The organism is Sorangium sp. So ce362, from assembly GCF_051519845.1.
GTDB lineage: Bacteria > Myxococcota_A > Polyangia > Polyangiales > Polyangiaceae > Sorangium.
On sequence record NZ_CP150332.1, the window covers coordinates 3596977 to 3620975 of the forward strand.

At 72.2% G+C, this 23999-nt stretch carries 17 protein-coding genes and 1 pseudogene; 14 read left to right on the plus strand and 4 right to left on the minus strand.

Annotated features, from left to right (window positions below):
* From WMF17_RS14200 to WMF17_RS14235, 8 genes are all read left to right on the plus strand, one after another.
* On the plus strand, positions 1–1431 hold the full coding sequence (locus WMF17_RS14200; protein ID WP_437602583.1) for an ABC transporter substrate-binding protein: 1431 nt from the start codon (positions 1–3) through the stop codon (positions 1429–1431).
* A gap of 2 nt (positions 1432–1433) precedes the next feature.
* On the plus strand, positions 1434–2348 hold the full coding sequence (locus WMF17_RS14205; RefSeq protein ID WP_437651344.1) for an ABC transporter permease: 915 nt from the start codon (positions 1434–1436) through the stop codon (positions 2346–2348).
* Complete coding sequence (locus WMF17_RS14210; RefSeq protein ID WP_437602584.1) at positions 2345–3190, plus strand: ABC transporter ATP-binding protein; 846 nt, start codon at positions 2345–2347, stop codon at positions 3188–3190. The genes WMF17_RS14205 and WMF17_RS14210 overlap by 4 nt, the downstream gene beginning before the upstream one ends.
* A 145-nt stretch (positions 3191–3335) precedes the next feature.
* Positions 3336–3761: a DoxX family protein gene (locus WMF17_RS14215; protein ID WP_437602585.1), complete on the plus strand. Its 426-nt coding sequence runs from the start codon at positions 3336–3338 to the stop codon at positions 3759–3761.
* Between the two features lie 230 nt (positions 3762–3991).
* On the plus strand, positions 3992–6904 hold the full coding sequence (locus WMF17_RS14220) for a PAS domain S-box protein (protein ID WP_437649965.1): 2913 nt from the start codon (positions 3992–3994) through the stop codon (positions 6902–6904).
* 358 nt (positions 6905–7262) lie between these two features.
* Positions 7263–8990: an ATP-dependent zinc metalloprotease FtsH gene (gene ftsH, locus WMF17_RS14225; RefSeq protein WP_437602587.1), complete on the plus strand. Its 1728-nt coding sequence runs from the start codon at positions 7263–7265 to the stop codon at positions 8988–8990.
* A 535-nt stretch (positions 8991–9525) separates the two neighbouring features.
* Positions 9526–10662, plus strand: coding sequence for a D-alanine--D-alanine ligase family protein (locus tag WMF17_RS14230; RefSeq protein ID WP_437649967.1), 1137 nt, complete (start codon positions 9526–9528; stop codon positions 10660–10662).
* Positions 10659–12071 (plus strand): GNAT family N-acetyltransferase, encoded by a 1413-nt coding sequence (locus WMF17_RS14235; protein WP_437649969.1) that lies wholly within the window; start codon positions 10659–10661, stop codon positions 12069–12071. The genes WMF17_RS14230 and WMF17_RS14235 overlap by 4 nt, the downstream gene beginning before the upstream one ends.
* A 29-nt stretch (positions 12072–12100) precedes the next feature.
* Here the strand turns inward: WMF17_RS14235 and WMF17_RS14240 are convergent, their stop codons facing one another.
* Positions 12101–13144, minus strand: a complete 1044-nt coding sequence (locus WMF17_RS14240) for a serine/threonine protein kinase (protein ID WP_437649971.1) — start codon at positions 13142–13144, stop codon at positions 12101–12103.
* Positions 13145–13421: 277 nt separating this feature from the next.
* Between WMF17_RS14240 and WMF17_RS14245 the strand changes: the two genes are divergently transcribed.
* From WMF17_RS14245 to WMF17_RS14255, 3 genes and pseudogenes are all read left to right on the plus strand, one after another.
* Positions 13422–13844, plus strand: a complete 423-nt coding sequence (locus tag WMF17_RS14245) for a tellurite resistance TerB family protein (protein ID WP_437602591.1) — start codon at positions 13422–13424, stop codon at positions 13842–13844.
* 43 nt (positions 13845–13887) lie between these two features.
* Positions 13888–14133: pseudogene (locus tag WMF17_RS14250) on the plus strand (hypothetical protein); the annotation flags it as partial.
* Between the two features lie 340 nt (positions 14134–14473).
* Positions 14474–15508 (plus strand): serine/threonine-protein kinase, encoded by a 1035-nt coding sequence (locus WMF17_RS14255; RefSeq protein WP_437649973.1) that lies wholly within the window; start codon positions 14474–14476, stop codon positions 15506–15508.
* 76 nt (positions 15509–15584) lie between these two features.
* Here WMF17_RS14255 and WMF17_RS14260 read toward each other — a convergent pair whose 3' ends face one another.
* Positions 15585–16715 (minus strand): hypothetical protein, encoded by a 1131-nt coding sequence (locus WMF17_RS14260; RefSeq protein WP_437649975.1) that lies wholly within the window; start codon positions 16713–16715, stop codon positions 15585–15587.
* Positions 16716–17181: 466 nt separating this feature from the next.
* On the opposite strand from WMF17_RS14260, the gene WMF17_RS14265 reads away from it, so the two are divergent.
* The 3 genes from WMF17_RS14265 (at position 17182) to WMF17_RS14275 (ending at position 21187) form a co-directional block, all read left to right on the plus strand.
* Entirely contained in the window at positions 17182–18294 is a 1113-nt protein-coding gene (locus WMF17_RS14265) for an S-(hydroxymethyl)glutathione dehydrogenase/class III alcohol dehydrogenase (RefSeq protein WP_437602594.1), read from the plus strand.
* Positions 18295–18596: 302 nt separating this feature from the next.
* Positions 18597–20138, plus strand: a complete 1542-nt coding sequence (locus WMF17_RS14270) for an aminopeptidase (RefSeq protein WP_437602595.1) — start codon at positions 18597–18599, stop codon at positions 20136–20138.
* Positions 20139–20596: 458 nt separating this feature from the next.
* Positions 20597–21187, plus strand: a complete 591-nt coding sequence (locus tag WMF17_RS14275) for a type II toxin-antitoxin system RatA family toxin (RefSeq protein ID WP_437602596.1) — start codon at positions 20597–20599, stop codon at positions 21185–21187.
* Positions 21188–21270: 83 nt separating this feature from the next.
* On the opposite strand, the gene WMF17_RS14280 is transcribed toward WMF17_RS14275, so the two are convergent.
* Positions 21271–22962 (minus strand): right-handed parallel beta-helix repeat-containing protein, encoded by a 1692-nt coding sequence (locus WMF17_RS14280; protein ID WP_437649977.1) that lies wholly within the window; start codon positions 22960–22962, stop codon positions 21271–21273.
* Positions 22963–23020: 58 nt separating this feature from the next.
* Entirely contained in the window at positions 23021–23914 is an 894-nt protein-coding gene (locus tag WMF17_RS14285; protein ID WP_437602598.1) for a LysR family transcriptional regulator, read from the minus strand.
* Positions 23915–23999: the final 85 nt, after the last annotated feature.

The following is a 23999-nucleotide window of genomic DNA, read 5'->3' on the forward strand; positions in this document are numbered from 1 at the left end:
ATGAACCAGGCAGCGCGCGTGCTCTTGCTCCTCGTGGCGGTCCTCGTCGGCCTGTCGTGCACCCCGGACGCGAAGCGGACGATCCGTGTCGCGATCGGGACGCAGGACACGACAATCAACTGCGCCACCGGCGGGCTCCTGATCCGGGAGCTCAAGCTGCTCGAGAAGCACCTGCCGAAGGACGGCAAGTACAAGGACGTCTCCTACGAGATCGAGTGGAAGGACTTCACGTCAGGGCCGCCGCTCACGACCGAGATGGTGGCCGGGAAGCTCGACATCGGCGGGATGGCCGACTTCCCCGGCGTGCTGAACGGCGTCGCCCACCGGAAGCAGGGGAGCCGCAGCCTCTACATCGCCACGCTGTCCGGCAGCGCGCTGGGGAGCGGCAACGGCATCGTCGTGCCGAGCGACGCTCCGGCCCAGGGCCTGAAGGACCTCAAGGGAAAGCAGATCTCGGTCCCGTTCGGCTCGTCCGCCCACGGCATGCTGCTCCGGGCGATCCGCGATCTCGGCTGGGATCCGGAGAAGGACGTGACGGTCGTGTCGCAGTCCCCGGAGGTCGGCGGCTCCTCGCTGAAGGCGAAGAAGATCGACGCGCACGCCGATTTCGTCCCGTTCGCGGAGCTGTTCCCCTTCCGCGGCTTCGCCCGGAAGATCTACGACGGCTCCAGCGTCAAGGTGCCGACGGCGCACGGCGTCCTGGTGCGCGCGGCGTACGCGGAGGAGCACCCCGAGATCGTCGTGGCCTTCCTCAAGGCGGCGCTCGAGGCGGACCGCCTGTTCGCGGAGGAGCCCGAGAGATACAGCGAGCTCATCGAGGAGGTGACCGGCGTGGACGCCGAGGTCGCCTACATGTTCCACGGGCCGCTCGGCATCCAGACGCGGGACTTCACGATCAAGCCCGAGGTCCGCCGCGCGCTCCAGGTGGCCGTGGACACGCTCACGCTGCTCAAGCGCACGGACACGACCCTCGACGTGGGCGCGTTCGTGGACGACCGGTACATCCGGCGCGCGGCCCAGGAGAGCGGGCTCGACTACGAGGCGCGGCTCGCGAGCCACGCGAAGCTCCCGCTGTCCGGGAGCGACGCCCTGTCCGGCGGTCCGATCGCCGAGCCGGCGCTGGCCGCGCAGATCTGGGTCGGGGGCGAGCCGAAGGTGCGCGCGTACGGGAGCCCGGGCTCCGCGCTCGCCGCGCTGAAGCAGCTCACGGCCGAGGGCAAGGAGATCCGCGTCGTCTTCGTGCACGATCGCCTCAGCGGGGTGAAGCTCCTGGCCGATCGCGCGTGGTACGCGCGGCACCCCGACGGGGGCCTCTCGGCGTTCCTGGCGAAGGAGGACGCCGAGCGATGGGCCGCGGAGAACGCGTCGGCGGTCGTCGACTTCGCGACCCTGCGGGGCGACGTCACGAAGCTCACGGCGGCGGCGCCATGACGATGCTCTCCGAGCGCAGCGCGCCGACCGGACCGGAGCTCGGCGGCCGCGCCGCCTTCGCGCCCGCGCTGGAGAGCGCGGCCCTGCGGCGCGCGTCCCCGGCGCCGGGCGGCGCGCTCCGCGAGCGGCGCCCGCGGCGCGACCTCGGCCGCGCCTGTCTGCGCGCCCTGTCGGTGGCCGCGTGCATCGGCCTCTGGCAGTGGGCGTCGACGTCGCGCGTGGACCTCGGCCTCGTCACGTTCATCAACGTGCCCGCGCCGACGGAGGTCCTCGTCGCGGCCCGGGAGCTCTTCGGCTCGCCGAAGCTCTGGCTGCACCTCTGGAGCAGCGTGCTCCGCGTCCTCGCGGGCTTCGCCGTCGCGGGCGTCACGGGCGTCGCGCTCGGGCTCCTCATCGGCAGGTCGCGGCTCGCCGAGGACACGCTCCTCCCGCCGCTCGAGGTCCTGCGCCCCATCCCCGGCGTCGCCTGGCTCCCGCTCGCGATCCTGATGTTCCCGTCGGCCGAGCTGAGCATGATCTTCATCACGACCCTGGGCGCGCTGTTCCCGATCCTGCTCGCGACCATCCACGGCGTGGGCGCGCTCGATCCGCGGCTCATCGCGAGCTCCCGCAGCCTCGGCGCGCGCCCCTTCCGCCTCTTCCTCGAGGTGATCTTGCCGGGCGCGCTGCCCAGCATTCTCACGGGGATGAGCATCGGCATGGGCACGTCCTGGTTCTGCCTCGTGACCGCCGAGATGATCGGGGGCCAGTACGGCGTCGGCTACTTCACCTGGGAGTCGTACAACTTGCAGCGCTATCCGGACATCGTCCTCGGCATGCTGCTCATCGGCCTGTTGGGCATGCTCAGCTGCGCGCTCGTCCAGCGGATCGGCGCGTGGCTCACCCCCTGGCACCGGCCGGAGGAGAAGGGCCGATGACGCCCGCCGCGCGCGCGCCGCGCCGGGAGAGCCCGGGGGGTGCCGTCGAGATCCGCGGCCTCTCCGTGGCGCTGGGGACGGGCTCCCGCCGCGTCGAGGCGGTGCGGGATCTCGATCTGACCGTCGAGCGTGGCGAGCTCGTGAGCCTGCTCGGCCCCTCCGGGTGTGGCAAGTCGACGATCCTGAACGCCGTCGCCGGGTACGTGGCGCCGGAGCGCGGCAGCATCGCGGTCGGCGGCGAGCGGGTCGAGGCGCCCGGGCCGGAGCGCGGAATGGTCTTTCAGCAGTGCTCGCTGCTCCCCTGGAAGACGGTGCTGAACAACGTCGGCTTCGGCCTCAAGATGCGCGGCGTCCCGGAGCGCGAGCGCCGGGAGGCGTCCCGGCGGCTGCTCGATCTCGTCGGGCTGTCGGGGTTCGAGGACGCCTATCCGGCGCAGCTCTCCGGCGGCATGCAGCAGCGGGTCGAGATCGCGCGCGTCCTGATCGCGGAGCCGCGCGTCGTGCTGATGGACGAGCCGTTCAGCGCGCTCGACGCCCAGACCCGGCTCTCGATGCAGGCGCTGCTCCTCGGCGTCATCCGTCACGTGCGCACGACGGTGCTGTTCGTCACGCACGACATCGACGAGGCGATCTTCCTGTCCGACCGCATCGCCCTCATGACCTGCCGTCCGTGCCGCGTCGGCGCGCAGATCGCGGTGCCGTTCGAGCGGCCGAGGAGCGCCGCGATCGTGGGATCGAGCGAGTTCGCCGCGATCAAGCGGCGGTGCCTCGACGCCCTCGGCGACGGGCGCTCGAGCGCCGCGGCCCCCGCGCGCGGGCACGGACAGCACACCGACGCGTGAAGCGTGGACCAGCGCGCCGGCTCGCCCCCCCGGCCAGCGGGGATCCGGGCGCGACGCCCCGGATCACGGCGCGTCGTGTTCCGGTGAGCGAGCTTGATGTTCCCTGCGTTTTTCCTTACTAACGAGCCGAGAGGAGTGTTCCCCGATGCTCAAGAGATTCCTGCGGGTGACCGACGTGCCGTTCTCGGCCTCGGTCGCGCTGCTCGTGCTTCGCGTTGTCACCGGCATCGCGTTCATCCTTCACGGCTGGGGGAAGATCCAGGCCCCGTTCAGCTGGATGGGGCCCACCGCGCCCGTTCCGGGGTTCCTGCAGGCGCTGGCCGCGATCGCCGAGGTCGGCGGAGGCCTCGCCTGGATCCTCGGGCTCCTGACGCCGCTCGCGTCGCTGGGCATCGCCGTCACGATGGCGGTCGCGGTCGCGACGCACGTGATGCGCGGTGATCCGTTCTTCGCGATGGGCGGCTCCTCCTACGAGGTGGCGGCGGTCTACTTCTCCATCTCCCTCGTGCTCCTCCTCGTCGGGCCGGGGAGGCTCTCCGCCGACGCCGCGATCTTCGGGACGAAGCGCTGAGCTCCTCCGCGCGCCCTCGCTCGATCGACCGCACGAGGGCGTCGCCGCCCGAGCTCGGGCGACAGATCTGAGCTTCGCCGCGTCCTCCGTCCGGCTCGGCGCAGGAGGCCGGCACACCCTGGAGCGCGCGGTTCCATCGAGAGCGGACCGCGAGCGCCTGGCCCATTTTGCGCCTGTGGAACCGCGCCGCGCCGATGGCCCCGGTACTATGGTGTGGCCGGGAGGGCACCATGAGAGACGGCGGGGCCACGGCGCCTTCAAAAGGCGCGCCGCGCGGTATTGCCATCGCGGCCGCCTGCTCGTTCGCCCTTGGGTGCGCGACCCTGCTCGGCTGGTGGATCCAGGCGACCGCCCTCATTTCCATCGTGGACGGCCTGCCGATCATGGTGCCCAACACCGCGATCGCCCTCGTCCTCGCGGGGGTGTCGCTCTGGGCGCTGGGCGCGCGGGAGCGTCCGGCGCCGCTCCGCCGGCTCGGACAGGTGTGCGCCGCTTTCGTCATCGCGTACGGCGTCGCGGTTCTCGCGCAGTACGTCTTCGGGTGGGATCTCGGCATCGACCGCCTGCTGTCGCCGGCGCGCGTGGAGTCCTCGAGCAAGTTCCCCGGCAGGTCCCCGCCGTACATCGCGCTCTGCTGCATCCTGATCGGCTCGGCGCTCCTCTCGCTGCCCGTGAAGACGCGGCGGGCCTGCTGGCTCTCGGACGGCGGCGCGCTCTCGGCCGCGGCGCTCGCGCTGACCGCGTTGACCGGTTACGTGTTCGGCGTCGGCTACGCTTACGGGCTGCTGCCGCTGTTCCCGTTCACGGGCATGGCGCTCCACGCCGCGATAGCCTTCCTCGCGCTCTGCGCCGGGCTCTTCATGGCGCGGCCGGATTGCGGGGCGTTCGCCGCGCTGACGGCCAGCGGGCCCGGAGGCATCCTGTTGCGGCGCTTCCTGCCCTTCGTCGTCCTGGCTCCGCTCGTGATCGGCCGTCTCTTCCTGATCGGCGCAGATCTCGGGGCCTACCCCCTCGCGGCGTCGTTCTCGCTCTCCTCGGCCATCACGACGCTCCTGCTCGGGGCCCTGCTCTGGGTCAGCGCGGCGCGCCTGGACCTGCTCGACGAGGCGCGGCGCCGGGCCGAGGAGGCGCGCGCCTTCCTCGCGACCCTCGCGCACTCCTCGGACGACGCCGTGATCGGCACCGACCTCGACGGGACCATCCAGAGCTGGAACCCGGCCGCGGCGCGCCTGTACGGCTACAGCGCCGGGGAGGCGATCGGGCGCGCGGTGCTCGTCCTGTACCCGCCCGAGCGCGTCGAGGAAGCCAAGGAGAGCCTGGCGCGCCTGCGCCTCGGCGAGCACCTCGATCACTTCGAGACCGCAGGCCTGACCAAGGACGGGAGGACCCTCGATGTCGAGATCACGGTGTCGCCGATCGCGGGCGACGCGGGGCGCATCACCGGCTTCTCCGCGATCTGCCGTGACATCGCGCGCCGCAAGGCGATGGAGGCCGAGGTCGCGAGCGCCCACGAGGCGGAGCGGCGCATCCGCTCGCAGATCGAGGCCGTCGGCGCCGCGAGCGCGGAGGTCTCGGAGGCGCTGGCGAGGCTGCCGCGCTCCGAGTCGGGGGTGCGCTCCGTGCTGGAGGTCATCACGCGGCACGCGAAGGAGATCTCGGGCGCCGACTACGCGGCGCTCGGCATCGGAGAGGACTGCGGGCGGCCGTTCGATGCCTGGGTCTCGAGCGGCGTCACCGCGGAGCAGATCGCGCGGATCGGCGCCCTCCCGCGCCCCATCGGCGTCCTCGGCGCGGTGGCCCGCGGCGGCCGGTCGATCCGGCTCGACGATGTCCGCGCGCACCCCGAGTTCATCGGGCTACCGCCGCATCACCACCCGATCGAGGGGTTCCTGGGCGTGCCGCTCCGCTTTCAGGGCCGGAGCGTTGGCAACCTTTATCTGGGCAAGCGCCCCGGCCGTCCGCCGTTCACCGACGACGATGAGCGCGTCGCGGAGCTGCTCGCCGACCGGACCTGCGGCGCGATCGAGACCGCGCGCCTCTACCGGGTCGAGGCGAACGAGCGAAAGCGGCTCGAGGCGGTCGTCGAGCAGATGCCCGAGGCGGCGATCCTTGTCGACGCCGAGGGGCGGCTCATCACGTGCAACAGGCTGGCGCTCGAGTACGCGATCTGTTGCGCGGGCGAGGTCGATCCCTGGGGCAATGCGGTGAGCTTCGAGCTCGGGTACCCCTCGGGGGAGCCCATGGACTGGCCCGAGCGCCCGCTGATCCGGGCCCTCAGCGGCGGGGAGGTCGTGACGAGCGCCGAGGCGCAGATGCGCCGCGCCGCCGACGGCGCCGTCGTCCCGGTGCTGGTCAACGCCGCGCCGGTGCGCTCGGACGACGGCGAGCTCCAGGGCGCCGTCGCCGTCTTTCAGGACATCTCGGCGCTCAAGGAGATGGAACGGCAGCGCCAGGAGTGGGTAGGCGTCATCGCTCACGACCTCCGCCAGCCCATCCAGGTCATCGCGACCGCGAGCCAGCTCTTGCGCGTCCGGTCCGGCGAGCAGCTCGTCGCGGACGGCCAGAAGCAGCTCGGGAGGATCGCCTCGTCCGTCGAGCGGCTGCGCCGCATGATCGACGACCTCCTCGACGCCTCGCGCATCGAGGCGCGGCAGCTCGATCTGGAGCGTGTTCCGGTCGATCTCCGCGCGCAGCTCCGGGAGATCATCGACAGGTCGACCGCGGCGACCGCGGGCCACGCCGTGCATCTGGACGTGCAGGGCGACGTGCCCGCCGTCCTGGCGGACCCCGGGCGGCTCGAGCAGATCGTCACCAACCTGCTCTCCAACGCGGCCAAGTACGGCGAGCCGGAGCGCGACATCGTGGTCTCCGCCGGCGTCTGCCAGGCGAGCGCGCAGGTCTGCGTGACCAACTGGGGCCGCGGCATCGCGGAAGCGTCTCTACCGCACCTGTTCAAGCGCTTCTGGCGGGCGGCCGAGGGCGATCCGCGCCGCGTCCGCGGCGTCGGTCTCGGCCTCTACATCACGAAGGGCCTCGTGGAGGCCCACGGCGGCAGCATCTCCGTCGAGAGCAGCCCCGGGGCCACGACGACATTCCGCTTCTCGCTGCCGTTCGCGGGGGCCCCACGCGCCGCCGGCGCGTAGCGCGTCTCCTGCCCTGCCGGCCCCCCTCGTCCCGGAGAGAGCGCCCGCGGCGAGCTCGGCAATTCGGGGTCAGCGAGCTCGGCAATTGACCCTCAGGGGCGCAAAGGGAGTTTTGTTACCTCGATGTCTCTTCTCCGCGTTCCGTTTTTCGGCACCACCACCCTTTCGCAGTATTCTGTGCTCAGGCCGCTCAGAATGATCGCAGAAGGAACTTCCTGAGGTTCTTATCCTTGCTACACCTGAGATTCGCTCCGGCCCAATGCTGGAGTAGTGAGGTGGCGCAGCAGTGAATTCCTGGTTCTTGCACGTGGGTAGGCGGCTGGGGCCCGCGGGTCGTCGGCTTTGGGTACTCGGGATCATGGGGGTGGTGCTTGCGGTGACTCTCGGGTTCGCGCTCCGTGCGGCGCCGAAGGAGCGCGCGGCGACGTACACCGAGCTGCTCCAGATCGCGCAGGCGGGGCAGGCGACCGCGGTCGAGGTGAGCGGCGATCGCTTCTTCGTGAGCCAGGCGGGCGGCGTGATGGTGACCGCCGTCGTCGACGAGCCGACGCTCCGGCAGGAGCTGGTCTCGCGGTTCGTGGGCGCCGGCGCCTCGGTCGACTTCGCCTCCCGGGAGGAGCCGTCGCGCGCCGCGTCCGCCGTGCTGCCGGTGGTCGTCCTCGCCGCGGTCGGGTTCGCGCTCTTCATGGTGAGCCGGCGCCGCAGCCCGAAGGTCTTCTCCGACGTGAAGGCCGGGGTCGTGCGGTCGCCCGTGCGGTTCGCCGACGTCGCCGGGATGCACGAGGTCAAGCAGGAGCTCGCCGAGACGGTCGAGTTCCTGAAGAGCCCCGATCGCTTCGCGCGCCTCGGCGGCCGGCCGCCGCGCGGCGTGCTGCTCACGGGCGAGCCGGGGACCGGCAAGACGCTGCTGGCGCGCGCCGTCGCGTGCGAGGCGGACGTGCGGTTCCTCTCGGCGTCCGGATCGAGCTTCCAGGAGATGTTCGTCGGCGTCGGCGCCTCCCGCGTTCGCGCGCTCTTCGCCGAGGCGCGCAAGGCCGCCCCGTGCATCGTCTTCATCGACGAGATCGACGCCGTGGGGCGGGCGCGCGCCAAGGGGCAAGGCGACTCCGCCTCCGCGGAGCATGACCAGACGCTGAACCAGCTGCTCGTCGAGATGGACGGGTTCGACCACGCGACCGGCATCGTGGTGATCGCGTCGACCAACCGCGTCGACATGCTCGATCCCGCGCTGCTCCGGCCGGGGCGCTTCGATCGCAAGGTCACCGTGCCGCTGCCCGACGTGCGCGGCCGCGAGGAGATCCTCAACGTCCACGCCGGTCCGATCCCGCTCGAGGGGGAGGTCGATCTCGGCACCATCGCCCGCAGCACGCCGGGCTTCTCGGGCGCCGACCTGGCCAACCTCCTGAACGAGGCGGCCATCCTCGCGGCCCGCGAGGGCGCCGACGCGGTGGACCCGACGCACATCGACCGCGCGCGCGACCGCGTGCTCATGGGGCTCGAGCGCAAGGGGGTGCTGGTCGACGAGGAGGAGCGCTACGCGACCGCCGTGCACGAGGCCGGGCACGTCGCGGTCGGGCTGCTCGCGCCGAGCTGCGATCCGGTGCACAAGGTGTCGATCCTGCCGCGGGGCCGCGCGCTCGGCGTGACCCAGGCGCTGCCCGAGAAGGATCGGCTGATGTACCGGAGGGAGTACCTCGAGGATCAGATCTGCATGCTGATGGGCGGCCGCGCCGCCGAGATGGTCATCCTGGGCACGATGACGGCCGGCGCCTCGGACGACATCCAGCGCGCCGCGACGATCGCCTGGAAGATGGTCGCGGAGCTCGGCATGAGCCACCTCGGCCCCATCTGCGTCGGTGACGGGCACCCCGCGCGGAGCCCGGCCCTGCTCGACCGCGTCGACGAGACGGCGCGCGCGCTCACGGACGCCCAGCTCGCGCGCGCCGTCGAGATCGTGAAGTCCCGGCAGCGCGAGATCGACACGCTCGTCAAGGCGCTCCTCGTGAAGGAGACGCTCGGGATGGACGAGATTCAGGCCTGTTTCCCGGCCGATCGACGGCCGCGCGCTGCCCACCAGGCCGCCTGAGGCCGCGCAAGGATCGAGGGCGCCGGGAAGGGAAGCCCCTTTCTGGCGTCCCCGGCGACTCCAGCGATTCCACCTCCACACGGTCGCTCATCCGCGCTCTGCCGGGCTCCCCTCTCCCCTCCACTCCAGCCCTCTCCCCGCGTCACCGGCGCTCCTGGATCCGTCAGGGAGGCTCCTGGATTGGCGGCTGGCTCACCAGGTGCCCGTTGTCTCGGGCCTTCGGCGCGCAGAAGAGCTCGCCAGGGGGCATATCGCGCCGGATTGAATGCGTCGCGGCGCCTTTGAACCATGGCGCGCTGCATCGTTCATTCCGTCCAGAGAGCGCAAATCTCCCCTTGCGATTGCCGGGCAAGCTGGTGAAGTGGCGCCACTTGCATGCATGGATTCCGTCGCGTTCGTATGTCCTTCGACGGGGCGCTCTCTCCACATTCCGGCTCGGACAGCCCTGCCGCGGGTCGCTCCCCGAGGTCGGCGCCGCCGTCGCGCGCTCTCCCGCCCCGCGCGGGCGTGCGGCGCTGCGGCGCGGAGGCGCGCAGTGCCTGAGCCCCGGATACTGCTCCTGTCCAACAGAGATCCGGAGGAAGCCGTCGACGAGCCGCCACTCGCGCAGCGGGTGGGGAGCGGCCGGCTCCGGCTCGGCCGGGTGGACGGCAGCGCGGCCGTCGCCGAGAGCGTCCTCGCGGCCCTCGCCGCGGCCCCCGGCGTGCGCGTGGCGCACCGGCCGGTGCTCCGGCCGAGCGAGGTGCTCGCGGCCATCGGCGATCATCGCCCCGACGTGATCTTCAACCTGTGCGAGGCGCTCGACGGCGACAGCCGCCACGAGGTCATGTGCGCGTGGCTGCTCGCGGGGCTCGATATCCGCTTCACGGGCAGCGATCACGTCGCGCTCCGGAGCTGCCTTCACAAGGCCGAGGCGAACTGGATCCTCGCGCGCGCCGGCGTGCGCGTGCCCGAGACGGTGCGGGTCGACGGCCCGGATCGCCTCCCGGACGTCGCGTTCCCGGTCATCGTCAAGCCGGAGCGCGAGGACGGCTCGACCGGGATCGATCGGGGCTCGGTCGTCCACGATCGCGCCGCGCTCCGCGACCAGGTCGCCGCGGTCGTCGCGCAGTGCCGCCAGCCGGTCGTGGTGCAGCGCTACGTGCACGGGCGGGAGCTCTCGGTCTCGCTGCTCGGATGGCCGGCGCCGCGCGTGCTGCCGCCCGGCGAGATCATCTTTCAGGGGCTGCCCGAGGGGCACCCGCATGTCGTCACATACGAGTCGAAGTGGCGCCCGGAGACGGCCGCGTGGCTCGGTACACCCTCCACGGCGGCGGTGCTGCGGCCGCTCGACCTGCGCCGGGTGGTCGCCATCGGCCGCCGCGCGTTCGAGGTGCTCGGGCTGCGCGACTACGGCCGCGTCGACGTGCGGCTCGACGAGCGCGGCACGCCGTACGTCATCGACGTCAACCCGAACTGCGACCTCTCGCCGGACGCCGGCTTCGCGCGGGCGGCGGCGCGCGCCGGGCTCTCGTACGCCGACGTCGTCTGGGAGATCCTCCGCGCCGCGCTCGCCCGCGGTGCGCGCCAGGGCGATCTGCTGCGCGCGCGGGGCCGCCCTCCGGCGCGCGGCCGCGCCGCCGTGCGCCCCGCCGCCCGCGGCGCCATCGCCGCCGCGCCCGAGGCGCCGTGAGCACGCAGCGCGGGCTCCGCCCCGAAGACCGGCCGCTCATCGCGGAGCTGCTCGACTCGCTCCCGGCGTTCACCGACGACGAGCGCGCGGTGGCGCTGGAGCTCGTCGACGTGGCGCTGGCCCAGCCCTCGTCGGACGGTTACCGGTTCGTGCTGAGCTTCCACGGCGCGCCGCGCGACGGCGGGGCGCCGCGGCTGGCGGGGTATCTCTGCTATGGCCGCACGCCGATGACGCAGTCCACGTACGATCTGTACTGGATCGCGACCTCGCCGGATTTCGCGCGCTCGGGCGTGGCGCGCGGGCTCGTCTCGACCATGGAGAGCGAGATCGCGCGCGAGGGCGGCGGCCTCGTGCGCGTCGAGACGGGCAGCCGGGAGGGGCACGGCGCGGCGGTGCGCTTCTACGACGCGGTGCAGTTCACGCGGGCGGCGGTCATCGCCGACTTCTACGCGCCGGGCGACGATCTCATGATCTACACGAAGCGGGTCGCACCGGTGCGCGCCTCGGCTGCGCCCCCGGCCGTCGAGGGGGCGCGCGCCGCCTGGCCCGGCGCGCGCGGCGAGGCGCCAGCGCGCGGTGAGGCGCCGGCGCCGGGCGAGGCGCCGGCGCCGGGCGAGGCGCCCGCGCCGGGGGAGCCTGCGCTCTACGATGCGGCCTTCAGCTACCGCGACTACGCTGCGGAGCGCGACTTCCTGCTCGCGTGCGCGCGCCGCTTCGGTGCCCGCCCGGTGCAGCGCGTGCTCTCGTGGGCCTGCGGGCCTGCGCGGCACCTGGCGGCGTTCGCGGAGCTCGGCGTCGGCTGCGTCGGCGCGGACGGCTCCGCGGCGATGATCGCCTACGCCGAGCGCGCCGCGTGCGCCCGCGGCGCCGGGGCGGGCATCCGCTTCTGCCGTGCGGAGCTCGACGAGCGCCCCGACGTCGCGCCGGTCGATCTCTCGTTCGTGCCGCTGTCGGCGATCCACCAGCTGGCCACGCCGGCGGCGCTCGAGCGCCACCTCCGCCTCGCGGCCTCGCTCCTCTTGCCGGGCGGCGTCCACGTCATCGAGGCGACCCACCCGGTCGATCTCACGCCGTCCGGCGTGAACCGGACCGAGTGGACCGAGCTGCGCGGCGAACAGTCGATCGACGCGCGGTTCCGCATCCACATCGAGAAGGCGACGCCCGATCGCGTGGTGCCCGTGAGCCTCGAGGTCGTGTGCTCGGCCCGGCGCAACGGCGGCGCGCCGCGGGAGCTCTCGTCGTTCCGGCAGGTGGCGACCTGGCACATCCCGGATCTCGCCGGCTGGCGGCGCGTCGCGGAGCGGGTGCCGGAGCTCTCCCTGATCGCGACGCTCGGCGACTTCAACGTCGACGTGCCGTTCGAGCGCGCCGCGGCGTGGCGGCTGATCCTGGTGCTCCAGCGCCTCTGAGCGCGCGCGGGCGCTCGGAGGCGCGCCGGTCAGTTCAGGTCCCAGAAGTACTTGCCCCCGCTCGGCGGCGGCTCGTCTGCGCCACCGTCGGGGCCTCCGCCGTCTTCGGAGCGGGTCAACTGGAGCACTTCTTCGAGCGAGCTCGCCTCGTCGCGCCAGTACGCCTCCGTGCCGAAGTGCGGGAAAGTCCTCGGGAAGATGGGGTCGTGCCACCGCCGCGCGATCCAGGCGGCGTAGTGGATCATGCGGAGGCCCCGGAGCGGCTCGATCAGCCCGAGGGTCGAGCGGTCGAAGCGGCGGAGCTCCTCGTAGCCCTCGATGAAGAGCTCGCGCTGCTGGCGAGCGGCCGCGTCGCGGCCGGGGAGGACGAGCCAGAGGTCCTGCACGGCGGGGCCGACGACCATGTCGTCGAAGTCGAGCACGCGGAGCGCGCCGTCGCGGAGGAGCAGGTTGCCCGGGTGCAGATCGCCGTGGATGCGGTGCACGTCGACGCCGCGCAGGCGCTGCTCGGCCGCGTCGGCGACGGCGCGCGCGGCCGCGAGGTACCGCGGCGCGACGGCGGCGGGGAGGACCTTGCGCTCGGCGAGCCAGCCGAGGTCCTCGCGCGCGTACGTGTCGGCGGAGAGCCGGACGCGGTGCTCGGCGGTCCGCTGCGCGCCCACGTTGTGGATGCGGGCGGCGAGCCTGCCGAGGCGCACGAACAGCTCGTCTCCGAGCTCGTCGGGGGCGCGGCCGCCCATGCGCTCGAAGAGGCAGTACTCGATGTGGTCGATCTGGTGGAGCGTCTCGCCGTCGGGGAAGAGGCGCGTCGGGCACACGGGGATCTCGGCGTCCGCGAGCTCCGCGAGGAACCGGTGCTCTTCCAGGATCTGCTCGCGCGTCCAGCGCCCTGGTCGGTAGAACTTCGCGATGATGCGGGTGCGGTCCTCGAGCTCGACCTCGTAGACGCGGTTCTCGAACGAGTTCAGCGGATAGCAGACGCGGTTGCAGAGGACGCCTGCGGCCTCGACGGCCTCGATCACCTTGTGCGGGGTCAGCGAGAGGAAGAGGTCGGTCGGGGTGGTGGAGCTCATGGTCGGGGAGTCGAGGTGGGGGGAAGACCGAGGTGGAGGGGGAAGACCGAGGTGGAGGGGCTGATCTGGAGGAGGAGTTGAGCACCAACCGGCGGTGGTGGTGGCCGGATTTGAACATGCAGGCGGGAAGCCGGGAAGAAAAGATCAAGGATCTCCCTGCCTTCTCGCCTTCATGGGATTCACTCCGGGGCAAATCCGAGCGCCCCGGTGGCGCCGAGCGAGCGGGCGCGCGGGCGCCGTGTCCGGCGGGGTCGTGATACGCTAGCCTGAGGACCTCATGATGGAAGAGACGCAGCTTTCCTTTCCTCACCTCGAGATCAGCAAGCTCGAGGCGATGGTCGAGATCATGTTCCTCGCCGCGTACGCTGACGGATCCATCAACGAGGCTGAGCGCGCCGAGCTCACGGCGCACGCGGCGGCGATGAGCGCGGGCCGCCTCGGGGCGGATGTCGTCGAGTCGCTCATCGCCGTCACCGAGCGCTCGGTGCGCGAGGAGGGCAGGCACGGTCGCTTCTCGGCCCTCCGCGAGCGCCTGCCCGACGTGCGGATGCGCGAGGCCGCGATCGAGCTGGCGGTCCGGCTGATCGCCGCCGACGGCGTGATCCACGAGAGCGAGCACGCGCTGCTCGTCGAGGCGGCCAGGGAGCTCGAGGTCCCGATCGCGTTCAAGGGGCGCGTCCTGTCAGGCGCGCCCCGCTGAGCCGTACGAGGCGCGCGGGAGGCGCGATGGGCGCGAGGATCGGGCGCAGCTCGGCCTCGTGCCGCTCGGGACAGGCAACGACCTGGCCCGCACGCTCGCGATCCCGTTGAGGGGCAGAGGGCTGACACCCGACGCCGATATGCTCGCCGCCCCGAGGCGCCGTGCGCAGGGAATGCGTTGCGCGACAACCCTTGCGCCGGCGGCTCGGTCGCGCGCTGTCCCGGACCGCTGGAGCCGGCGGCGCGCCGCTGGTCTGAGGCGACCTGACGGCGAAGGGCGCTGGATCTGAGGCCTCGGCCCCGCACCGCGGCGCCGAGCGGGCGCGAACGAGGCGCAGTTGCGGCGTTTTTTGTCGGCCTGTTCCTTGCAGTACCCGTGGGCAAGGCAAGGTCATGGACACCCGACGAACTGACAGCTCCACGACGCCACATGGCGCATCGATGGAACCCGCGTCGAATCGATCCCGTCCCCCGAGCGGGGGCAGAGCTTCTTCTCCGCGCGCGTACCGCTCGCCGCGATCTCCGCGCTGGCCTTCGCCGCACCGCTCTCCGTTCGAGCCTGTCGACATCCGGACGCCGGGCAGGCTGTCGCGGCCGTCCGGCTCGGTATGGCGCCCTGGTGGGGATGTCGTGCCGCTGGACCCGGCGAGCGACGCCCCGGCCGCCCCGGCGAGCGTGTCGCCCGCCACGCTGCGGGCCGGGCTTGCCGGTATGTCGCCTGTTGCCGCCCTGTCGGTTCCGTCGAGCGATGCGCCGGCCGTCGCGCTGCGGCGCTACGCCCCAGGCGACGTCCTGGCGGCGCGCTATCGCCTCACGGAGATGCTCGGGGAGGGCAGCATGGGCGCCGTGTGGAAGGCCCGGAATCTCGCCCTGAACCTCGATGTCGCGCTGAAGCTCATCCGTCGTGACTGCGCGGTGCCGGAGGCTGCCTCGCGGCTGCTCAAGGAGGCCCAGGCGACGGCGCGGGTGTCCCACCGCGCTGCGGTGCGGGTGTTCGATCTCAGCTTCACGGAGGAGGGGGAGCCGTTCGTGGTGATGGAGCTCCTCCAGGGCCGGTCGCTGGCCCAGGCGCTGGCCGAGTCGGGCGCGATGTCGCCCATCTCCGGGGTCCAGCTGCTCCTGCCGGTGATCGGGGCGCTCAGCGCCGCGCACGGCGCCGGGGTCGTGCACCGGGACGTGAAGCCGGCGAACATCGTGCTCGTGCGCGACGGCCGCCGGATCGTCCCCAAGCTGATCGACTTCGGCATCGCCTTCACGGCGACCCGCGCGCTCGACGACGGGCCGAGGGAGGCGCTGGTCGGGAGCCCTGCCTACATGGCGCCCGAGCAGGTTCGCGGCGGGCCGGAGTCGGACGCGCGCTCTGACGTGTGGAGCGTCTGCGTGGTGCTCTACGAGCTCGTGAGCGGCCGGCGCCCGTTCGGCGGGCCGGAGAGCATCTCCATCGTGCACGACGTGCTGCGCGTCGATCCGCAGCGCCCGGAGGTGCTCGAGCCGCACCCGCGGCTCTGGGAGATCATCGAGCGGGGGCTGGCCAAGGCGCCCGACGGGCGCTTTCCCACGATGGCGGCGCTGGGGCGCGCGCTGGCCCAGTGGGCGATCGCGAGCGGGGTCGCCCACGATGTGACGGGGGCGTCGCTCGTCGACTACTGGCTGCCTCCCTCGTAGTCCAGCGCCGCGGCGCCGATGCTGTTCCAGGGGCGCCGAGGAGAAGAGCTCCTCGGTGCCTTGTTTTTTCCCCGGCTCAGTACTGTACGTCGCAGCCCTTCGAGTCGGCGAAGGCCTTCATCGTCTCGAGCTCGGTCGTTGTCGCGTCGCCGTAGGCCCAGCTGATCGCGCCAGCGTATCCCTGGCTGTACCAGCTCTCCAGGAGGATCGACAAGGTGGCGGTGGCCAGGCCGGCGATGGGGAAATCGGCCATGACAACCGGCTTGTCGGTGATGCCGTAGTCCGCGGGCGACTGGTTGTAAGGCCAGTAGCGGTTGACCCGGTCGTTCATGTGAAATGTGTAGAAATCGAGGTCGGCGGTCGTCCAGGCGCGCGCCCACTTCATCGAGGCCGAGCCGATCGTGATGAGCGCTTTGCTCTCCGCGCGCAGCACCCCGATCGTGTCGCGAAGGAAGGTCTCCATCGGCTCGTGCGCGATCGGCTCCACCTGGGGGTCCGGGGCGTAGTCGGGGTCGCCGTACGGGCTCGAGCCGGTCATGGCCAGCTCGGGCTCGTTGATCACGTCCCAGGCGACCATCCGGTGCCGGTAAGGGCTCTGCTCGACCGCCTGGGCGAGCGGCTTGACGACGTTCTCCAGGAGCGCCGCGCGCCTCTCGGCGTCCGTCACGAGGGAGGCCAGGCCGACGGTCTTCACGTCGGCGTCGACCCGGGTCGCGTGGAAGTTGTCGAACGAAAAGAGACAGAACATGAGGTGGACGTCCGCCTGCTCGGCGAGCTCGAGCGCCTTCTCGACGTCGCTCCGCGTCGTCCCGCCGAGGCCGATGGGGTTGTCGTTCGCGTCGAACACGACGCTCTCGCCCCGGAGCTCCGGCAGCATCCACCACCGCACGACGCTGGCCCCGTGAGCGCGGATGCCAGCGAGGTTCTTCGCATGCGTCTCCGCCTCGGCCGCGACGCCGCGCTTGTCCCACGCGGCGATGCCGCCGAAGTCGCCGGCGAAGTTGTGCCACGCGTAGTTCATTCCGAACATGAAGCGGGTCTCGCAGCCGATCTTGATTCCACCCTTCTCCGCAGGGCACTCGTCGACACACTCCATGACGCCGCCCTGGCCGCCCTGGCCGCCCTGGCCGCCCTGCCCGCCGCCCTGTCCGCCATGGCCGCCCTCGGCGGAGACGCTCCCCCCGCCGCCGTCCTTGCCCGCCGCCACGCCGTCAGGCGATCTGGCACCCGAGCAGGCGGCGAGGACCAGCGCGGCTGCTGTGATGAGAGCGCGGTGACCGAGTGGACAAGGAGGGGTGCGCATAAGGATAACGGAGCGATGGTACGCGCGCCGGTCCACGAGCGCCATCCGATTCACTGCCAAGCTGGCCGAGAGCAACCTTTCGTGACGCCGCGTGAACGGCGGGCAATTCCTCGCGCAACAGAGGTTGTCTGCCCCACGCGCGGCGCGCGTCGTCTGTGGGGTGGAGTGGGAGCACGCCCCGCCGGGCGCGCGGGCGGGGCCCTCGTCGCGGGAGGGGGCGAGCGGGCCGCGTCGGCGGCGCGGCGCGGCGCGGCGCGGCGCGGCGCCGGCCGGGTCCCCCTTGAAACCTGCTTCCCCGGCCGGCTATTGGAGGGGCTCGGGCGCCGCTCAGGCCCCGAACGCCCCGCTTGCGGGAGGAGAACCACCGATCATGAAAGCGCGCGCAGCCGTGGCCCACAAGGCCGGCGAGAAGCTCACGGTCGAGGACGTCCAGGTGGAGGGCCCTCGCGAAGGCGAGGTCCTCATCGAGATCAAGGCCACAGGCGTCTGTCACACCGACGCTTACACCCTCTCGGGCAAGGATCCGGAGGGCCTCTTCCCCGCGATCCTCGGCCACGAGGGCGCCGGCGTCGTCGTCGACGTCGGCCCGTCCGTGAAGAGCCTCAAGAAAGGCGATCACGTGATCCCTCTCTACACGCCCGAGTGCCGCCAGTGCTCTTATTGCACCAGCGGAAAAACCAACCTCTGCCAGGCCATCCGCGCGACCCAGGGCCGAGGGCTCATGCCGGACGGAACGAGCCGCTTCTCGATCGGCAACGAGCGGATTCACCATTACATGGGCACGTCGACCTTCTCGAGCTTCACCGTCCTGCCCGAGATCGCCGTCGCCAAGATCCGCGAGGACGCGCCGTTCGACAAGGTCTGTTACATCGGCTGCGGCGTGACGACGGGCATCGGCGCCGTCATCAACACCGCGCAGGTGCGGCCCGGCGACAACGTGGTGGTCTTCGGCCTCGGCGGCATCGGGCTGAACGTGATCCAGGGCGCCAGGATGGCCGGCGCCGACCTCATCGTCGGCGTCGACATCAACCCGAAGCGCCGCGAGCTGGCCGAAAAATACGGCATGACCCACTTCGTCAACCCGAACGAGGTGGCGGGGGATCTCGTGCCTTACCTCGTCGACCTGACCCGGGGCGGCGCCGATTTCAGCTTCGAATGCATCGGCAACGTCAAGGTGATGCGCCAGGCGCTCGAGTGCTGCCACAAGGGCTGGGGAACGAGCATCATCGTCGGCGTCGCCGGGGCCGGCGAGGAGATCTCCACGCGCCCCTTCCAGCTCGTCACCGGGCGCGTCTGGAAGGGCACCGCGTTCGGCGGCGCCAGGGGGCGCACCGACGTCCCCCGGATCGTCGACTGGTACATGGAGGGCAAGATCAAGATCGACGAGCTCATCACCCACACGATGCCGCTCGACGACATCAACCGCTCCCTCGACCTCATGCACTCGGGCGAGTCGATCCGCAGCGTCGTGCTCTTTTCCTGAAGCGCCTCTCCGTCTCTCATCTCCCTTCCGCTCTCCTCCCTCCATCGCGAGCGCTCTCCCGTCCCGCGCGAGGAGGGAGGGCGGTCAGTCGCCGTCGCACGTGGCGCTCGGCGCCGCCGGCTGCGCGTGACCGCCGGGGCGGACGCGCGCGAGCGATGGCGCCCCGCGGGTCAGGGGCGCGGCGCGGGCGCGCGGCGGCCGGCCACGTCCGGCCAAGCTGCCTTGGGGGGGACGATGTCGGTTCTCTGCCGGCGGCGACTGGTGCTGCAAAAATGCTGACCCCTGTGACATCATCCGCCGCCATGGTCCATGTCACTTCCCTTGCGGGGCTGCCCGCCAACGCCCTCGTCGAGTCGACCGCGGCGACCGCGGGCTGCGATGCTGTCGTCCTCGTCGCGCCGTCGCCGATCGCGAAGCACGCGGGGGGGCTCGGGCCCGCCCTCGGCGCGGTGGTCGAGGCGGCCGCGCGCGTCGACGGCGCGCTGGAGGGCAAGTGTGCGCCGATCGTCCTGCCGGCGCCCGGGGTGCCCGGCGGGCGCCTGGTGCTCGCGCCGACAGGGGCGCTCTCGGAGGACGTCGACGACGTCCGCTCCGTCGCCGAGGCGGCGGCGGCCGGCTTCGCGCGGGCGGTGGACGCGGGGGCGAGCCGGCCGCTGCTCGTCGTGCGCGCGCCGGCCGCGCCGCGGTTCGCGCGGGCGATCGAGGTGGGCGCCCTCGCCGCGCTCGGGAGCCAGTGGACCCCGCTGGAGGCGCGGGAGGCGGAGATGGCCCCGCGCTCGGCCGAGTCGCTCGCGGTGCTCGGGCTGCCCGAGGCGCGCGCCCGCGAGATCGCGGCCATCGAGGTCGGCCGCGCGCTCTGCCGCGACATCACCGGCACCGAGCCGGAGCGGATGGCGCCCCGCCGCGTCGCCGAGATGTGCGAGGCGGCGTTCGCCAGGACGGGCGTGCTCGTCAAGATCGAGCGCAACGTCGACGACTACCCCCTCATCAGCGCGGTCTCGCGGGCGTCGCGGGTCGTCGAGCGGCACCGGCCGTGCGTCGTGCGGCTCGACTACCGGCCTCGCGGGGAGATCCGGCGCACCGTGCTGCTCGCGGGCAAGGGCGTCACCTACGACACCGGCGGCGTCGACCTGAAGACCGACGGGCACATGGCCGGGATGTCCCGCGACAAGGGCGGCGCCGGCGCGGTCGCCGGGCTCGTGCGGGCGGCCGCGGCGCTCGGCCTGGAGGGCGTGCGCATCGTCGGGCTGCTCGGGCTCGTGCGCAACAGCATCGGCGAAGAGTCCTACGTCAGCGACGAGATCATCCGCAGCCGCGCCGGCGTGCGCGTGCGGATCGGCAACACCGACGCCGAGGGGCGCCTCATCCTGGCCGACCTCCTCGCGCTCGCGCGGGAGCTCGCCATGAGCGGCGCCGCCGACCCGATCTTGTTCTCTGTCGCGACGCTGACGGGGCACGTCTACCGCGCCCACGGGCCCTACACCGGCGCGATCTGCAACTCCGCGGCGCGGACCGAGCTCGACCGGCTCGACGTCCTCGCGGAGCGCTGGGGCGAGCCGATGGAGCGCGTGCGGCCGCGGCGCGAGGACTACGCGTTCGTCGCGCCTCGGTCGAGCGCCGAGGACGTTGTCTCGTCGAACCGCCTCGCCTCGGTGAACACGCCGCGCGGGCATCAGTTCCCCTTCGCGTTCCTCGACATCGCCTCGGGGCTCAAGGGGGGGACGCTCCCGTTCATCCACCTCGACATCGGCGGCGTCGGAGTCGAGTCCGCCGACTGGCAGTTCGGCCGCCCCACCGGCATCCCGATCCCCTCCCTAACCTCCTACCTCTCTGGTGAAGCTTAGGGGCTCACCCGCTTCGGATACGGGCCCATCTCGACGTTTTCGGTGCTCGGCGTACAGGAGTACGCCTCCGCGCCGAAAACGCCGATCTGGGCCCGTCTCCTGTGCGGGTGAGCCCCGGCAACGGTTGGGGGGGATGGATTGAGAGAGGGGGGCTTCGGGATTTTGGGGGCGGGGGGCAGGGGGCGCTGATTTTGGGGCGGGGGCGGCGCTCGATGGGGGGGATCCGTTCGGGGTGGCGGGGGCGGGGCCTGGGCGCGGATGTGCGGAGCGGTGTCAGGGGCGGGGGGGCGGCGGCGGGCACGTCGCTGGCAAGCTCGGCGGGTATGGGGAGAACTCGCTCGACCAAGACCGTCCATCGCGCCCTGAGACGGACCGCGCTCGCCGGAGGACTCGCTCTCGCGACGGCGGCGTGCGGGGGCGGTGAACGGGGAAACAACCTGGATTCACCGCGCCTGCCAGTGGCGCAGCGCGATAGCGGCGATGTGCTCCTGGCCGCCGCAGGGGACGACGGGAGGAGCGAACGCGCGCAGCCGGCGCCCGACACGGCAGGGATAGCGAGCTCGGCGATCCCGATCGGAAACACCGGGTTCTCGCGCGGTAGAGCGACGGCGGTCGTCAAGGCGCCGGTGGAGCGCGTGCGCGCCACGGTGCTCTCGTTCGAGCGCTATCCGGAGTTCATGCCGCACTACAAGAAGTGCCGCTTGCTCGGGCGCACGCCCGCTGGCGGATGGGATATCTACATGGAAGTCTCGGCGCTGCAGGGCGCTGTCACGATGTGGGCGCGCATCGAGATCCAGAAGCCGGTCGTCGTGGACGGGATCGAGACCTACTCGTCCCGCTTCGCCTCCGGCAACGTGAAAGATCTGCAAGCCACCTGGCGGCTGGAGAAGATCGACGCCCAGACGACACGCCTGTCCCTCGATGTCTTCCTCCGGCCGAAGCTGCCGCTGCCGAAGAGCCTCCTCAACGCGGAGAACCTGGACGGCTCGGCGCGCGCCGTCGCGGCCATCCGGGCGCGCGTCGAGCAGGCACCGGACGGAAACCGCTGACGCGCGCCGGAGCGAGGCAGAGCGGCAGCGCGCGCTCCGGGGCCCCCGGCCGAGCGCTGCTCCGGGCGGCGCCGGCGCTGTCCTCAGGGCAGCCGGATGCTGAGGTTGTCCATCGGCCCCGAAGGGCCGTCGGGGGGAGGGGAGCCGAGCGTCCATTGGCGGACCGGCGTCCCGGGGGGCAGACCGACGTAGTTGTGGCGATGACAGGACCCGTTCAGGTGCGCCCGGTTGCCCGTGAAGGCGCTCAGCCCGGCGGGGTCCTCGTTCTGGATGCCGTAGAGCGTGTTCCTCGACAGCGTGTTTCCCTCGACAAGCGCGCGCGCGCAGGCCCGCAGCCAGATCCCTTTGCCATCGTTGTTCGCGGACTGGCACCCGACGATCCGCGCGTCCTTCTGGCGATCGAGCAGGAACCCGGCCCCCTTCTGCGGGTCGCCGCGCGACGGACCGGCGTCGACCGGCGGGGCCGGCGGCTGCACGAACAGGGGGGTGCGGTGGACCGTGTTGCCGTCGGCGATGCAGTCGACGAACGCGTTGTCCTCCCCTCCCACGAGGCCGCCCTCCGGGGCCGCGAGCGGCGCCGACGCGATGAACCCGGCCGCGAGCCCGTCATTCTCGGCGGCTCCGCTCGCGTTTCTGTTGCCCACAGCCACGCAGCGCCGGAGCACCACCTGGCGGGTCGAGTGGAGCGCGAAGCCGGCGGCGGGCGCGTTCGCGCCCACGCTGTGGTTGCCCATCGCGCGGCAGCTATCGAGCAGCCCGCGGTACACCGCCCTGCCGATGCGGAAGCCGAGCGCGGAGAAATCGCGGACGACATCGGCGGACGCGACCGGGTTCGCGTTGTAATTCCCGTCCGCCTCGCAGTCGACCATCTCCAGGTTGCTCGTGGTCGAGATGTTGAATCCGCACGCCCGGTTGCCGGTGAGCGTGAAGTTCCGGTTCGCCCGGCAGCGCAGGAACTTGTAGTTCTCCCCCCACGCGAAGAAGCCGGCCGGCTCTCCGCCCGACGTGTTGTCGTGCGCCTCGCAGTCCTCCACGAGCACGTTCCGGCAGATGACGAAGTCGGCGCCGACGACGTTGAACTGCACGCCGCTCGGCTGAGCGCTTGTGTTCGCCGTGTGGTTGAACACGCACCGCTTGACCTCCACGTTGTCGCAGAACAGGACGAGCGCGCCGAGCGTCACGACGAAGTCGAGCCGGCTCGCGTTCTCCGAGCACACGCAATCGAGCATCCGGATGTCGGACGCAAAGGCGATGTTGCCGTCCGCGTCCTGGGCGCCCATCACGAAGATCCCGCCGTTCCGGCACAGGAAGCTCGTGTCGAACACCCCGTCGCCGCCGCACCGCCTGACCGACAGATCGCGCAGATCCACCTGGCTGCACGCCTTGACGGCGATCCCCACCCCCTGGATCCCGAGCACGCTGCCGTTCTTGATGACGAGCCGCCGCCGCCCCTCGGCGTAGACGCCCACGTTCCCGGAGACGACCTCGCCCCGGCACGGCCTCGCGCTCGGGCCTCGGGCGAGGGCGGGCGCCGGAGGGGCGAGCTGCCGCAGCGTCCTCCCGCACAGGTCCAGCGTGACGTCGTCGCTCGCGATCGTGATCGCCCGCGCGTCCTCGCCCGCTGCTACCCAGTCGACGTCCTCCGCCAGCGCGTACTGGCCGGGCGCCGTGATGACGAAGGGGACACGGTGGCTCGGGTCCGGTCCGCCGTTGATGTCCTGCGCCGTGATCGGCGTCTTGCGGCAGCACGCGTCGCCGTGGGGGAGCTCGCTCATGGTCCTTCGCCGCGAGTCTACGCTAGTCCGCGCCGCGCCGCGCCGGGCCCGGCGCGCCTCACTGGATCGGCGCCGCGCGCAGCGACTCGGCGAGCTTCGCGTAGAGCGAGCTCCGCGGGTCGTCGCGCCGGTACACGAGCCGGAAGTGATCGCGCGCGAGCGCCGCCGACGGGAGGAGCCGCTTCAGCTTGCCGCCGCGGAGCTCGGCGGCGACCATGTGGAGCGGCAGCACCGCCACGCCCTCGCCGGCGAGCACCAGCGCCTTCATGGCGGCGCCGAGCCCCACCCAGCGATGGCGCGCGAACGCGAAGCGGCCCACGCCGCCCATCTGGTCCGCGAGGTACCGGAAGAGCGGCATCGTCGCGTCGATGTCGAGCAGGCAGTGCCGCGACGCGTGCTCCGGGCGGGAGAACGCCTCGCGCCGCAGCAGCCTGGGCGCGGCCACGAACGCGTAGCGCTCCTCGTGCAGCGTCTCCGCCGCGAGGCTCGCCGCGCTCCAGCGGGCGCTCGTGACCACGCAATCGACGCTGCGGTCGTGCAGGCGCCTCAGCAGATCCTCGGAGGCGCCGAAGTAGAGGTGGAGTACCACCTCCGGACGCCGCCGCGTCAGCGGGCCGAGCTGGGGGACGAGCCACGACATCCCGAGCTCGAAGCGCGTGCCGAGCGTCAGCTCGACCGGGGTGGGCGCGGGGCTCATCACGCTGCGGAGGCAGTCCTCGGCGAGCGCCAGGCACTGGCGGGCGCGCGGCAGCAAGGCGAGCCCGACCGGCGTCAGGTGCACCCGGCGGGTTGTCCGCTCGAACAGCGGCGCGCCCACCTGCTCCTCGATCTGCCGGATGCGCTGGCCGAACGCCGCGGGGCTGAGCGCGACGGCGCGCGCCGCGGTCCGGAAGTTCAGCGTCCTCGCTGCAGCCTCGAAGCAGGCGAGGTTCTCCAGCGACGGGAGCAGCATGGCCGCAGTGTATCGTCCACCGCAACAATCCCGTCCGTGAAAACTCCGTTTGCGCTACGCGGGGGCGCTGCAGGCCGTGCGTGCG